Genomic DNA, 13858 nt, shown 5'->3' with positions numbered 1-13858 from the left:
CCCGCTCAGTGGGCGCGTGAAAGATACGCGTTGAAACCGTGGTCAAGGTAGGCATTGAGCGGCAGGTCGTCGCTCAGCATGGCGGCGTCTATATCGGCGAGTTCGGCGGTGCGCTGGTGGTCTTCCCAGTACGCAATGCCGACGAGGCTCACCAGCAGCGCGGCGAGCGGCCACGCGAGCGCGAAGCGGCGCAGCGGCGAACGGTGGCGCGGCTGCCTGAAGCCGCTTCCCGACAGGTTGGCCATCCCGGCCGGCATGCCGGCGAACGCGGGCACGAACGACGGCGCGCTGACGGGCTCGGGCTTCTTGCGCGCGAGTGCCGCGCGGCGTGCCGTGGCGAGCCGGTCGACGGTGGCGGGGGAGAGATTGGCGGTGTTTTCGTCGAGCGCGCGGCGCATTTCGCGCGCGAACTCGAGTTCTCGGGTTTCAAGGGAGCTCATAGCGTGATTCCTTTGGCCTTGAGCGCTTGCGCCAGCGTGTGGGTGGCCCGGGAGCAGTGCGTTTTCACGCTGCCTTCGGAACAGCCCATTGCGGCGGCAGTCTCGGCGACATCCATATCCTCCCAATAACGCATGAGAAACGCCTCCCGTTGACGTGCCGGTAATTTCTGGATCTCGTCGTCGATCAACTGCAGGACCTGTTCGCGCTCGAGCTTCTGCTCGTTGCTCTCGGCACCGGCCGAACCGGCCTCGGCCTCGAACGTCTCCAGCGGATCGAATTCGTCGTCGTCCGCATTGCCGAGCGACGAGAACAGGCTGATCCACGTATTGCGTACTTTCGCACGACGGAAATAGTCGTGCATCGCATTCTGCAGAATACGCTGAAACAGCAGCGGCAACTCGGCCGCCGGACGATCGCCGTACTTTTCGGCGAGCTTGATCATCGCGTCCTGCACGATGTCGAGCGAGGCGTCGTCGTCCCGCACGGCGTAGACCGTCTGCTTGAATGCGCGCCTTTCGACGCCCGCCAGAAAATCGGCGAGTTCCTTGTCTGATGCCATCCGTGTGAGGTCGGCGCAGCGGGCGTGCGCGTAATCGGTCGAAAAATGTCGTAAAACTCGCGGATGCTAACAAACTTTTGCGTGGCGAGGGGTGAAACGTGCTTCGGCTTGCATTTGCATGACGGTTGCGGGATTGCGCGCCGTGCGAATCGTCGCGGTCATTGCGGGCATTTTTCCGAATCGACGCACAAGCCTGAGGCAATATTTGCTTGACCGCGGGCGCGTCAGCCGCTATTGTCGCTGGTTCGCAACATAAGTGAGTTGTCTCAATTGAGGTGTGGCCCAAGAAGCCCGCCTGTCAACTGGACGCGCCGCTTGAACCCGAGTCACGAGCCCGGCAGAGAGCACCCGATCAATTTTTTGCCGAAAATTCGAAAGGTCAATCAATGAATATGCCCAGCGCGGAATTCTCCACGTCGGATACGACCCCTCCCCACGAAGCCGACTCTATCGGCGCCACCGTGCTCATGAAGGCACTGGCCGACGAAGACGTCGAGTTCATCTGGGGCTATCCCGGCGGCTCGGTACTCTACATTTACGACGAGCTGTACAAGCAGGACAAATTCCAGCATGTGCTCGTGCGCCACGAACAGGCTGCCGTGCATGCTGCCGACGCCTATGCGCGTTCCACCGGCAAGGTCGGCGTATGTCTCGTGACGTCCGGCCCCGGTGTCACCAATGCGGTGACCGGAATCGCCACCGCCTACATGGATTCGATCCCGATGGTGGTGATCAGCGGCCAGGTGCCGACTGCCGCGATCGGTCAGGATGCGTTCCAGGAGTGCGACACGGTCGGTATCACGCGTCCCTGCGTGAAGCACAACTTCCTTGTGAAGGACGTGCGCGATCTCGCCGCCACCGTCAAGAAAGCGTTCTACATTGCCCGTACCGGCCGCCCTGGCCCCGTGCTGATCGACATTCCGAAGGACGTGTCGAAGGCGCCGTGCCAGTACGAGCCGATCAGAAGCGTGTCGCTGCGCTCGTACAACCCCGTCACGAAGGGCCACTCCGGTCAGATCCGCAAGGCGGTCTCGCTGCTGCTGTCGGCGAAGCGCCCGTACATCTACACCGGCGGCGGCATCATTCTCGCGGACGCCTCGCGCGAGCTGAACCAGTTCGCCGATCTGCTCGGCTATCCGGTCACCAACACGCTGATGGGTCTGGGCGGCTACCGTTCGAGCGACAAGAAATTCCTCGGCATGCTCGGCATGCACGGCACGTACGAAGCCAACATGGCGATGCAGCACTGCGACGTGCTGATCGCGATCGGTGCGCGCTTCGACGACCGCGTGATCGGCGACCCGGCGCACTTCGCCTCGCGGCCGCGCAAGATCATCCATATCGACATCGATCCTTCCTCCATTTCCAAGCGCGTCAAGGTCGACATTCCGATCGTCGGCGACGTGAAGGAAGTGCTGAAGGAGCTGATCGAACAGTTGCAGACGGCCGAGCATGGCCCGGACACCGTGGCGCTCGCCGACTGGTGGAAGGACATCGAAGGCTGGCGCGCGAAAGACTGCCTCAAGTTCGACCGCAAGAGCGACGTCATCAAGCCGCAGTACGTGGTCGAAAAGGCATGGGAGCTGACCGACGGCAATGCCTTCGTGTGTTCCGACGTCGGCCAGCACCAGATGTGGGCCGCGCAGTTCTATAAGTTCAACAAGCCGCGTCGCTGGATCAACTCCGGCGGCCTCGGCACGATGGGCTTCGGCCTGCCGGCCGCGATGGGCGTGAAGATGGCGCACCCGAACGACGACGTGCTGTGCATCACGGGCGAAGGCTCGATCCAGATGTGCATCCAGGAGCTGTCGACCTGCAAGCAGTACGACCTCCCGGTCAAGATTCTTTCGCTGAATAACCGCTATCTGGGCATGGTGCGCCAGTGGCAGCAGATCGAATACAGCAAGCGCTATTCGCATTCGTACATGGATGCGCTGCCCGATTTCGTGAAGCTCGCCGAAGCGTACGGCCACGTCGGCATGCGCATCGAGCGCACGGCCGATGTCGAGCCGGCGCTGAAGGAAGCGTTGCGCCTCAAGGATCGCGCGGTGTTTCTCGACTTCCAGACCGATCCGACCGAAAACGTCTGGCCGATGGTTCAGGCCGGCAAGGGCATCACCGAGATGCTCATGGGTTCGGAAGATCTATAACGACGGCCAGGCCGCCGGCTTCGTCATGCGCGCCTTCAAAAAGGGCGAGGGCAAACGAAGCGGCGCCGCTCCGCTCGCGGACATCGACAAAACATCTGGAAGAAGCGAAACATGAGACACATCATTTCCGTCCTGCTGGAAAACGAACCGGGCGCGCTGTCGCGCGTGGTGGGGCTTTTCTCGGCACGCGGCTACAACATCGAAACCTTGACGGTGGCTCCGACCGAAGACCGTTCGCTGTCGCGCATGACCATCGTCTCCATTGGCTCGGACGACGTGATCGAACAGATCACGAAGCATCTGAACCGCCTGATCGAGGTGGTGAAAGTGGTCGACCTTACCGAGGGCGCCCACATCGAGCGCGAGCTGATGCTGATCAAGGTGAGGGCGGTCGGCAAGGAGCGTGAGGAGATGAAGCGGATGTCGGATATTTTCCGCGGCCGCATCATCGACGTCACCGAAAAGACCTACACGATCGAACTGACGGGGGCGAGCGACAAGCTCGACGCCTTCATCGAAGGGCTCGATTCCACGGCGATTCTCGAGACGGTCCGCACGGGCGGCTCGGGCATCGGGCGCGGCGAGCGCATCCTGAAGGTCTGATACGCGGCGCTTTCCTGTTTCGACGCCGTGAGCTGGCGTCACGATCATAAGGCCCGGCAGCTCACTTCGAACCCGGCTCGCAGCACATTATTCGCAGTACCTGAATTTCCTGAATCATCGAATCTAGCCAAGGAACCGACATGAAAGTTTTCTACGACAAGGACGCCGATCTCTCCCTCATCAAGGGCAAGCAGGTCACCATCATCGGCTATGGCTCGCAAGGCCATGCGCACGCGCTGAACCTGAAGGAAAGCGGCGTGAACATCACGGTCGGTCTGCGCAAGGGCGGCGCATCGTGGAGCAAGGCCGAGAACGCCGGCCTGCAAGTGAAGGAAGTCGCGGAAGCGGTCAAGGGCGCGGACGTCGTCATGATGCTGCTGCCGGACGAGCAGATCGCCGACGTGTACGCGAAGGAAGTTCACGCGAACATCAAGCAGGGCGCGGCGCTCGCGTTCGCGCACGGCTTCAACGTGCACTACGGCCAGGTGATCCCGCGCGCCGACCTCGACGTCATCATGATCGCGCCGAAGGCACCGGGCCACACGGTGCGCGGCACCTACTCGCAAGGTGGCGGCGTGCCGCACCTGATCGCGGTTGCCCAGGACAAGTCGGGCGCAGCGCGCGACATCGCTTTGTCGTATGCAGCGGCTAACGGCGGCGGCCGTGCCGGCATCATCGAAACGAACTTCCGCGAAGAAACCGAAACCGACCTGTTCGGCGAGCAGGCCGTGCTGTGCGGCGGTACCGTCGACCTGATCAAGGCCGGCTTCGAAACGCTGGTCGAAGCGGGTTACGCGCCGGAAATGGCGTACTTCGAGTGCCTGCACGAACTGAAGCTGATCGTCGACCTGATCTACGAAGGCGGCATCGCGAACATGAACTACTCGATCTCGAACAACGCCGAGTACGGCGAGTACGTGACGGGTCCGCGCATCGTGACCGCCGAAACGAAGAAGGCGATGAAGGCTGTGCTGACCGACATCCAGACCGGCGAGTACGCGAAGAGCTTCATCATCGAGAACAAGGCTGGCGCACCGACGCTGCAATCGCGCCGCCGCCTGACGGCCGAGCACCAGATCGAGCAGGTCGGCTCGAAGCTGCGCGCGATGATGCCGTGGATCGCGAAGAACAAGCTCGTCGACCAGTCGAAGAACTAAGCGTCGCGACGCAACGAGGTCCGGCGCGGCGCTTCGGCGCGGCGGCCGGACCAGTCAAAAAGCCGTCCAAGGGTGCTGAACCCTGGGCGGCTTTTGCTATCCTACGGTTTTACAAAAACACAGAAGCCATCCATGAATTACCCTCATCCGATCATCGCGCGAGAAGGCTGGCCGTTCATCGCCATCGCGGCCGTCGTTGCCTTACTGGTTCACGCCTTCGCGGGGTTCGGCATTGCGTGGATCTTCTGGCTGATCCTGTTGTTCGTCGTGCAGTTCTTCCGCGACCCGGCCCGTCCGATTCCGACCCAGGCCAACGCGGTGCTGTGTCCCGCCGACGGCCGCATCGTCGCGGTCGAAACCGCGCATGACCCTTATGCGAATCGCGAAGCGCTGAAGATCAGCGTGTTCATGAACGTGTTCAACGTCCACTCGCAGCGCTCGCCGGTCGACGGCGCGATCTCGAAGGTCGAATACTTTCCGGGCGCCTATCTGAATGCGGCGGTCGATAAAGCCTCGCTCGAAAACGAGCGCAATGCGATCGTGATCGAAATGGCCGGCGGCCAGACCGTGACCTCGGTGCAGATCGCCGGGCTGATCGCGCGGCGCATTCTCTGCTACGTCCGTGCCGGCGAGCCGCTTACGCGCGGCCAGCGTTACGGGTTCATCCGCTTCGGTTCGCGCGTCGACGTGTATCTGCCGGTGGGCAGCCGTCCGCGCGTGTCGATCGGCGAGAAGGTGTCGGCGTCGTCCACGATCCTCGCCGAGCTGTAAAGCGGCATACAGGAGGTTGTCCGAATGGCCGCATTCAAACCGCGTCGACCCCGTAACAACGGACCGCTGCCACGGCCGTTTCGCCGCAACAAGCCGATCGTGACGGAGCCGTCGGCTGTCGAGAGCCGGCGCGCGCAGCGTCAGCAGTTCCTCAGAAAACGCGGTATCTATCTGCTGCCGAACGCGTTCACCACGGCGGCGCTGTTCTGCGGCTTCTTCGCCGTCGTGCAGGCGATGAACGTACGCTTCGAAATCGCGGCGATCGCGATCTTCGTCGCGATGGTGCTCGACGGCATGGACGGCCGCGTCGCGCGCATGACGCATACGCAAAGCGCCTTCGGCGAGCAGTTCGACAGCCTGTCGGACATGGTGTCGTTCGGCGTCGCGCCGGCGCTCGTCATGTACGAGTGGGTCCTGAAAGACCTCGGCCGCTGGGGCTGGCTCGCGGCGTTCGTCTATTGCTCGGGCGCGGCGCTGCGGCTCGCGCGTTTCAACACGAACATCGGCGTGGTCGACAAGCGTTTCTTCCAGGGCATGCCGAGCCCGGCCGCAGCGGCGCTGATCGCCGGTTTCGTGTGGCTCGCCACTGACAACCGCGTGCCGCTGAAGCTCGTCTGGTTGCCGTGGGTCGCCTTCGTGCTGACCATCTACGCGGGCGTGACGATGGTGTCGAACGCACCGTTCTACAGCGGCAAGGCGCTCGACGTGCGGCATCGCGTGCCGTTCGGCGTGATCCTGCTCGTGGTGGTCGCGTTCGTGCTCGTGTCGTCCGATCCGCCGCTGATGCTGTTCGGCCTGTTCGTGCTGTACGGTCTGTCCGGCTACGTGTTCTGGGCTTATCAGGCGGTGCGCGGCAGGGCCAATCCGGCGCGCTCGGCGACGCGCGACCGGTAAGGTTTGAGCCCGCGCTGGCGCGTCGGCGTCATGAGAAAACGGCAGCCCGAGGGCTGCCGTTTTTCGTTTCCCGGCCTACGCGTGCAGCCTGCTGCGGAGCCCTGCGCCGACCCCGCCGCGGGCCGCTCCGGCGCGCATTGCGCGGCCCGTTGAATGCCGCTATAGTCGTCGGATAAGTGCGTTTTGCGTGGCCGTCCGGGCTCGGCCCGCGCCTCGTCATCGAGCCGAGCGCCGCGCCGCCATGCTTCATTCTCGCCTCGATGCGCTGCTGCGCTCCGTCCGCGTCGGTCGCGACCTTCGCAAACGTGCCTCGCGAGCGGCCACGCCAATCGCCGAATCAAACATCCTATCCCCACATCCGAACGACTCCCGAGGAGGCCCGATATGTCCGACAAACTGATCATTTTCGACACCACGTTGCGCGACGGCGAGCAATCGCCGGGGGCATCGATGACGAAGGAAGAAAAGATCCGCATCGCCAAGCAACTCGAGCGGATGAAAGTCGACGTGATCGAAGCCGGCTTCGCGGCCAGCTCGAACGGCGACTTCGACGCGATCCACACGATCGCGGGCCTCGTGAAGGACAGCGCGGTCTGCTCGCTCGCGCGCGCGAACGACAAGGACATCCAGCGCGCCGCCGACGCGCTCAAGCCGGCCGATCACTTCCGCATCCACACGTTCATCGCGACGTCGCCGCTGCACATGGAAAAGAAGCTGCGCATGACGCCGGAGCAGGTGTTCGAGCAGGCGAAACTCGCGGTGCGTTTCGCGCGCAAATTCACCGACGACGTCGAGTTCTCGCCCGAAGACGGCAGCCGCTCCGACATGGACTTCCTGTGCCGCGTGCTCGAAGCGGTGATCGCCGAGGGTGCGACCACGATCAACATCGCGGACACGGTCGGCTACGGCGTGCCGGAACTGTACGGCCAGCTCGTCAAGACGCTGCGCGAACGCATTCCGAACTCGCACAAGGCGGTGTTCTCGGTGCATTGCCATAACGACCTCGGCATGGCGGTGGCGAATTCGCTCGCCGGCGTGCAGCTTGGCGGCGCGCGTCAGGTCGAGTGCACGATCAACGGTCTCGGCGAGCGCGCGGGCAATACCTCGCTCGAAGAAATCGTGATGGCGGTGAAGACCCGCAAGGATTACTTCGGCCTCGACGTCGGTCTCGACACGACGCAGATCGTGCCGGCCTCGAAGCTCGTCTCGCAGATCACCGGTTTCGTCGTGCAGCCGAACAAGGCGGTGGTCGGCGCGAACGCGTTCGCGCATGCGTCGGGCATCCATCAGGACGGCGTGCTGAAGGCGCGCGACACCTACGAAATCATGCGCGCCGAAGACGTGGGCTGGACCGCGAACAAGATCGTGCTCGGCAAGCTGTCGGGCCGCAACGCGTTCAAGCAGCGTTTGCAGGAACTCGGCATCGCGCTCGATAGCGAGGCCGAACTGAACGCCGCTTTCGCGCGCTTCAAGGAACTGGCCGACCGCAAGGCGGAAATCTTCGACGAGGACATTATCGCGATCGTCAACGAGGAATCGGCGCAGGCGCAGGAGAAGGAGCACTACAAATTCCTGTCGATGTCGCAGCACTCGGAAACCGGCGAGCAGCCGCATGCGAAGGTCGTGTTCTCGGTCGAGGGCAAGGAGATCACCGGCGAGGCGCGCGGCAACGGCCCCGTCGATGCGACGCTCAACGCGATCGAAACGGAAGTGGGCAGCGGCTCGGAACTGCTGCTGTACTCGGTCAACGCGATCACGACCGGCACCCAGGCGCAGGGCGAGGTGACGGTGCGGCTGTCGAGGAGCGGGCGCATCGTCAATGGCGTGGGCACCGATCCCGATATCGTCGCGGCATCGGCGAAGGCTTATATCTCGGCGCTCAACAAGCTGTATTCGAATACGGACAAGCTGAATCCGCAGCGCTCGGAAGGCGTGTGATTGCGCGCGTGCCGTAATGCAGAAGCCCCGTGCGGTTCAGTGCACGGGGCTTCTTTTTTGGCGCGGTGGTTCTGGAAGGGGGGGCGGCGAGGATCGTTACGTTGTTGCGGTACTGCGTTGCGCGTGCCGCGGCTAACCCCGCGGCGCGCGGAGCCTCGCTCAGAACAGGCTGCGGCGATCCGGGTCGTGCAACGGGTCCGGCGTTTTCTGCGTGAGCCGCAGGATGCCCTGGTCGTCGAAATAGAAGCTGTAGAGCATGTACCAGACGTTGTCTTCGAGGTAGCGATACGTCCAGACCTCGCGCTTCATGAGCGGGAAGTACGCCGTTTCGACCGGTCGGCCGAAGTTCACGAGCACGTCGCTGCGCGTCCATTTGCCGATCTCGGCGCGGTAGAACTCATTCGGCTGCAGCACCTGGCGCATGTTGACGATCTTGCCGGCCGCATCGATGTCGGCGGCGGTGGTGGTTTCGCCCATCGGCTGGGTCGGCCACATCAGGCGCTTGCCGCCGTCGGGCAGATCGTAGGTTTCGCGCGGCGGACCGAGGCGCGCGATGACCGTCGATACGTCCGCACCCGGCTGATATTGCTGCCAGGGTTGCGCGCAGCCGGCAAGCGCCAGCGCGCTCATACAGACCAGCGCGGCACGGCGCAGGCGCATGCCGGCGGGTGCCGCGATCGAGGCTGCCGCGCGGCGGTGGTGATTCGGCATGGATTCCTCCGATGGCGTTTGAGTAGCGGTTTTTATCATCGAGACGCTTTATTTTGACACGCGCTGTCGCAAAAGACCTGCGCTTCGTGATGATCCGCCAGCAGAACGGTAACGGATGCGCCGGCTTGCCTATTCCGTGCGCGGCGTCCTATGATCCGCGCTTCGAAGATTCAGGCGGGACAGTAACGATGGCGATCTGGCAACGGGCGGCAGCCGCGGTGGCGTTCACGGCGGTTTCGATGGTGGCGGGGGCGAGCGCGGCTCGTGCAGTGGCGACAGTCGCGGCGGGTTCGGCAGGTTCAGCGGCCGGTCAGGTCGCGAGTGTGACGGCGGCGGCCGTCACGCCGGGCGTGGGCGCGGTGGGCAAACCGACGAGCAGGTCTGCAAGCAACGCAGCCGGCATGTCCGCCGGCAAACCCACCGGCAAGCCGATCCAGCTTGCGCTGATCGAAGGCATGTCCGGTCCGTTCGCGAATGCCGGTGCGGCGGTCGAGCGCAATCTGCGCTTCGGTGTCGAGCAGGTGAATGCGAGCGGCGGCGTGAAGCTCCCGGACGGCGCGCATCCGTTCGAACTGGTCGTGCTCGACAGCAAGGGCAGCACCGAGGAAGCGCTCACGCAACTGCGCGCGGCCGCCGATCGCCATATCGGCTACATCGTGCAGGGCAACAGTTCGGCGGTCGCGGCCGCGCTGATCGGTGCGATCGACAAGCAGAACAGCCGCGAGCCGGACAATCGCGAACTGTTCCTCAACTATTCCGCCGACGACCCCGCGCTCACCAACGCGGACTGCAGCTTCTGGCACTTCCGTTTCGACGCGCACGCGGGCATGCGCATGGCCGCGCTCGCCGACGTGATCGAGCGCGACAAGGCCGTGAAAAAGGTCTATCTGCTGAACCAGGATTACAGCTTCGGCCATGACGTGAGCAGCCTCGCGCGCTCGACGCTCGCGGCGAAGCGCCCGGACATCGCGGTGGTCGGCGATGAATTTCATCCGATCGGCCGCGTGAAGGATTTCGCGCCCTATATCGCGAAGATTCGCGCGAGCGGCGCGGACGCGGTGATCACCGGCAACTGGGGCAACGACCTGACGCTGCTCGTCAAGGCGGCGCGCGAGCAGGGCCTCGACACGAAGTTCTATACGTTCTACGGCAACAGCCTCGGCGCGCCGGCGGCGCTCGGCGACGCGGGCGTGGGTCATGTGATCGCGGTGGCCGATTGGCATCCGAACGCGGGCGGCGCGGCCTCGGACGCGTGGTATGCGGCGTTCCGCGCGCGCTTTCCGGCCGCGCAGGACGACTACCCGGTGCTGCGCATGCCGCTGATGATCGAAACGCTCGCCGCTGCGATGACGCGCGCCGGCAGTGCCGATCCGACGGCGGTCGCGAAGGCGCTCGAAGGCATCCGTTTCGACAACGGCTTTCACGCGTCGTGGATGCGCGCCGACGACCATCAGCTGATCCAGCCCCTCTACGTGATGGGAATGGACAAAGCCGGCACACCGGGCGTGCGTTTCGACAACGAAGGCTCCGGCTACGGATTCCGCACGGTGTTGGCGCTGCCGGCCGAGCGCACGATCGCGCCGACCGTCTGCAGGATGCGGCGGCCTTGAGTGGCCGGTCTCGCATGGTCTCGCGCGGCGCCCGGTCCGCGCGCCAGCCTAGGTTTCGCGGCCGGAACGCACTGTGCTACAATACGCGTCCCGTTATGGGGCTGGGTCCTGATTCAGTCGCAAACGGGAGAACTCAGTAAATTTTTTGAAACGGGTAATCCACGGCACGGCCTTTCTTCCGTGACCGCCTGTCCAGTCATCAAGGAAATTGATATGTCCGCAGTTGAAGCAAGCAAGAAGTCCGAAGTCGTCGCGCAATTCGCACGCGCAGCTAACGATACCGGCTCCCCCGAAGTTCAGGTCGCGCTGCTCACGACCCGCATCAACGAACTGACCTCCCACTTCAAGGAGCACACGAAGGATCACCACAGCCGCCGCGGTCTGCTGCGCATGGTGAGCCGCCGTCGCAAGCTGCTCGACTACCTGAAGGGTAAGGACGCGGACCGTTACCGCAGCCTGATCGAAAAGCTGGGTCTGCGTAAGTAATCGGCCAGTCGTTCAGCAAGATGCCTGTGTCAGTTTCGCTGATACAGGCATTTTGTTTTTGCGCGGCGCGCTTCATGTGATGCGCGCCGTCTGTGATTCGCGGCGTATGCCGGTTCGCGCGGCGTTCACAGGCAGGGCAGTATCGGCAGCAAAGCAGCAGTAGAGAAACAGTAATAAAAACATGGCCGGGCTTCAGGGCGGAGTTTTGTGTCATTCCAGCGGGTCGCGCGTATTCGTGCAGCGCGGTTCTCTGGAATGGCATAACACGACTCTTCCCATGCGGCGCCGGCCCCGGCGTTGCCGCGCCGCTTCCGGTCCGCGCGGCATTACGATGAGGAAAAGCAATGACTATGTTCAATAAGATCGTCAAAGAGTTTAAGTGGGGGCAGCACACCGTTCGCCTCGAAACCGGTGAAATCGCTCGCCAAGCGAGCGGCGCGGTGATTGTCGATGTCGAAGACACCGTCGTGCTGGCTACCGTGGTCGGCGCCAAGACCGCCAAGCCGGGCCAGGACTTCTTCCCGCTGACCGTCGATTACCTCGAAAAGACCTACGCCGCCGGCAAGATTCCGGGCGGCTTCTTCCGCCGCGAAGGCCGTCCGTCGGAAGGCGAAACGCTGATTTCGCGCCTGATCGACCGCCCGCTGCGTCCGCTCTTCCCGGAAGGCTTCTACAACGAAGTGCAGGTCGTGATTCACGTGCTGTCGCTGAATCCGGAAATCCCCGCCGACATCCCCGCGCTGATCGGCGCGTCGGCGGCGCTCGCGGTGTCCGGCCTGCCGTTCAACGGCCCGGTCGGTGCGGCGCGTGTGGCCTACATCAACAACGAATACGTGCTGAACCCGACGCGTCCGCAGATGAAGGAATCGGCGCTCGACCTCGTCGTCGCCGGTACGGAACGCGCGGTGCTGATGGTCGAATCGGAAGCGCAGCAGCTGAGCGAAGACGTGATGCTCGGCGCCGTCGTGTTCGGTCATGAGCAGATGCAGATCGCGATCGATGCGATCCACGAACTGGTCCGCGAAGGCGGCAAGCCCGAGTGGGACTGGCAGCCGGCGCCGAAGAACGAAGCGCTGATCTCGCGCGTGACGGAACTCGCGCAAGCCGATCTGCTCGCCGCTTACCAGATCCGCGACAAGCAGGCTCGTTCGACCAAGCTGAAGGAAGTCTACGCGGCCACCTCGGCGAAGCTCGAGGAAGACGCGGCGGCAGCCGGCACCGTGGCGGCCGACAAGGCGTCGGTCGGCAATGTGCTGTTCGACATCGAAGCGAAGATCGTCCGTACGCAGATCCTGAACGGCGAGCCGCGTATCGACGGCCGCGACACGCGCACCGTACGCCCGATCGAAATCCGCACCGGCGTGCTGCCGCGTACCCACGGCTCGGCGCTGTTCACGCGCGGCGAGACCCAGGCGCTGGTGGTCGCGACGCTCGGCACGAAGGGCGACGAGCAGAGCATCGACGCGCTCGAAGGCGAGTACCGCGAACGCTTCATGCTTCACTACAACATGCCGCCGTTCGCGACAGGCGAAACGGGCCGCGTCGGTTCGCCGAAGCGCCGTGAAATCGGTCACGGCCGCCTCGCGAAGCGCGCGCTCGTCGCATGCCTGCCGAGCGCCGACGAATTCGGCTACTCGATCCGCGTCGTGTCGGAAATCACCGAGTCGAACGGTTCGTCGTCGATGGCTTCGGTGTGTGGCGGCTGCCTCGCGCTGATGGACGCCGGCGTGCCGATGAAGGCGCACGTCGCCGGTATCGCGATGGGCCTGATCCTCGAAGGCAACCGCTTCGCGGTGCTGACCGACATCCTCGGCGACGAAGATCACCTCGGCGACATGGACTTCAAGGTCGCGGGTACGGAACAAGGCGTGACCGCGCTGCAGATGGACATCAAGATCCAGGGCATCACGAAGGAAATCATGCAGGTCGCGCTCGCGCAGGCGAAGGAAGGCCGCATGCACATCCTCGGCAAGATGACCACGGCGGTGTCGGGTGCGAACACGCAACTGTCGGAGTTCGCGCCGCGCATGATCACGATCAAGATCAATCCGGAAAAGATCCGCGACGTGATCGGCAAGGGCGGCTCGGTGATCCGCGCGCTGACCGAGGAAACCGGCACGACGATCGACATTTCGGACGACGGCGTCGTCACGATCGCGAGCACGAGCAGCGAAGGCATGGCCGAAGCGAAGAAGCGCATCGAGAACATCACGCTCGAAGTCGAAGTGGGCCAGGTGTACGAAGGCACCGTGCTCAAGCTGCTCGATTTCGGCGCGATCGTGAACATCCTGCCGGGCAAGGACGGTCTGCTGCATATCTCCGAGATCGCCAACGAGCGCATCAAGGACATCAACGACTACCTCAAGGACGGCCAGCAGGTGAAGGTCAAGGTCATCCAGACGGACGAGAAGGGTCGTGTGCGTCTGTCGGCGAAGGCCTTGCTGAACGACGCCGCGAACGGCGCGCCGCAAGGCGAACCGACGCCGCAGTAACGCGGTAGCAAACAACGGCCGGCAGCGCGTATGCGCGCCGGCCGTT

Annotated in this window: 12 protein-coding genes; 9 read left to right on the top strand and 3 right to left on the bottom strand. The window is 63.8% G+C overall.

The window, feature by feature from the left end; translation table 11 throughout:
• Positions 1-5: 5 nt before the first annotated feature.
• Together G3N58_RS14835 and G3N58_RS14830 are read right to left on the bottom strand one after the other, a co-directional pair.
• Positions 6-440, bottom strand: a complete 435-nt coding sequence (locus G3N58_RS14835) for a DUF3619 family protein (RefSeq protein WP_167047792.1) — start codon at positions 438-440, stop codon at positions 6-8.
• Positions 437-1000, bottom strand: coding sequence for an RNA polymerase sigma factor (locus G3N58_RS14830; RefSeq protein WP_167047789.1), 564 nt, complete (start codon positions 998-1000; stop codon positions 437-439). Before G3N58_RS14830 ends, G3N58_RS14835 begins: the two co-directional genes overlap by 4 nt.
• A 386-nt stretch (positions 1001-1386) precedes the next feature.
• On the opposite strand from G3N58_RS14830, the gene G3N58_RS14825 reads away from it, so the two are divergent.
• From G3N58_RS14825 to G3N58_RS14800, 6 genes are all read left to right on the top strand, one after another.
• Complete coding sequence (locus tag G3N58_RS14825; RefSeq protein ID WP_167283359.1) at positions 1387-3150, top strand: acetolactate synthase 3 catalytic subunit; 1764 nt, start codon at positions 1387-1389, stop codon at positions 3148-3150.
• A gap of 111 nt (positions 3151-3261) precedes the next feature.
• Positions 3262-3753 carry an acetolactate synthase small subunit gene (ilvN, locus tag G3N58_RS14820; protein WP_167047783.1) on the top strand — a complete coding sequence of 164 codons (492 nt, stop codon included), beginning with the start codon at positions 3262-3264 and terminating at the stop codon, positions 3751-3753.
• 140 nt (positions 3754-3893) lie between these two features.
• Positions 3894-4910: a ketol-acid reductoisomerase gene (ilvC, locus tag G3N58_RS14815; protein WP_008920617.1), complete on the top strand. Its 1017-nt coding sequence runs from the start codon at positions 3894-3896 to the stop codon at positions 4908-4910.
• A gap of 132 nt (positions 4911-5042) precedes the next feature.
• Complete coding sequence (locus G3N58_RS14810) at positions 5043-5681, top strand: phosphatidylserine decarboxylase (RefSeq protein ID WP_167047768.1); 639 nt, start codon at positions 5043-5045, stop codon at positions 5679-5681.
• 24 nt (positions 5682-5705) lie between these two features.
• Positions 5706-6575 (top strand): CDP-diacylglycerol--serine O-phosphatidyltransferase, encoded by an 870-nt coding sequence (pssA, locus tag G3N58_RS14805; RefSeq protein ID WP_167047765.1) that lies wholly within the window; start codon positions 5706-5708, stop codon positions 6573-6575.
• Between the two features lie 384 nt (positions 6576-6959).
• Entirely contained in the window at positions 6960-8513 is a 1554-nt protein-coding gene (locus G3N58_RS14800) for a 2-isopropylmalate synthase (protein ID WP_205999485.1), read from the top strand.
• 159 nt (positions 8514-8672) lie between these two features.
• Here G3N58_RS14800 and G3N58_RS14795 read toward each other — a convergent pair whose 3' ends face one another.
• Entirely contained in the window at positions 8673-9224 is a 552-nt protein-coding gene (locus G3N58_RS14795) for a hypothetical protein (RefSeq protein ID WP_205999484.1), read from the bottom strand.
• 188 nt (positions 9225-9412) lie between these two features.
• On the opposite strand from G3N58_RS14795, the gene G3N58_RS14790 reads away from it, so the two are divergent.
• The 3 genes from G3N58_RS14790 to pnp all read left to right on the top strand — a co-directional run bounded on the left by G3N58_RS14790 (position 9413) and on the right by pnp (position 13812).
• On the top strand, positions 9413-10834 hold the full coding sequence (locus tag G3N58_RS14790) for a branched-chain amino acid ABC transporter substrate-binding protein (protein ID WP_205999483.1): 1422 nt from the start codon (positions 9413-9415) through the stop codon (positions 10832-10834).
• Between the two features lie 213 nt (positions 10835-11047).
• On the top strand, positions 11048-11320 hold the full coding sequence (gene rpsO, locus G3N58_RS14785; protein WP_008920609.1) for a 30S ribosomal protein S15: 273 nt from the start codon (positions 11048-11050) through the stop codon (positions 11318-11320).
• 344 nt (positions 11321-11664) lie between these two features.
• Positions 11665-13812 carry a polyribonucleotide nucleotidyltransferase gene (gene pnp / locus G3N58_RS14780; RefSeq protein WP_205988772.1) on the top strand — a complete coding sequence of 716 codons (2148 nt, stop codon included), beginning with the start codon at positions 11665-11667 and terminating at the stop codon, positions 13810-13812.
• Positions 13813-13858: the final 46 nt, after the last annotated feature.

It is taken from the genome of Paraburkholderia sp. Ac-20342 (assembly GCF_017104985.1).
Classification (GTDB): domain Bacteria; phylum Pseudomonadota; class Gammaproteobacteria; order Burkholderiales; family Burkholderiaceae; genus Paraburkholderia.
The sequence above is the reverse complement of the archived record's forward strand: the minus strand, read 5'-3'. Positions and strand labels throughout refer to the sequence as shown.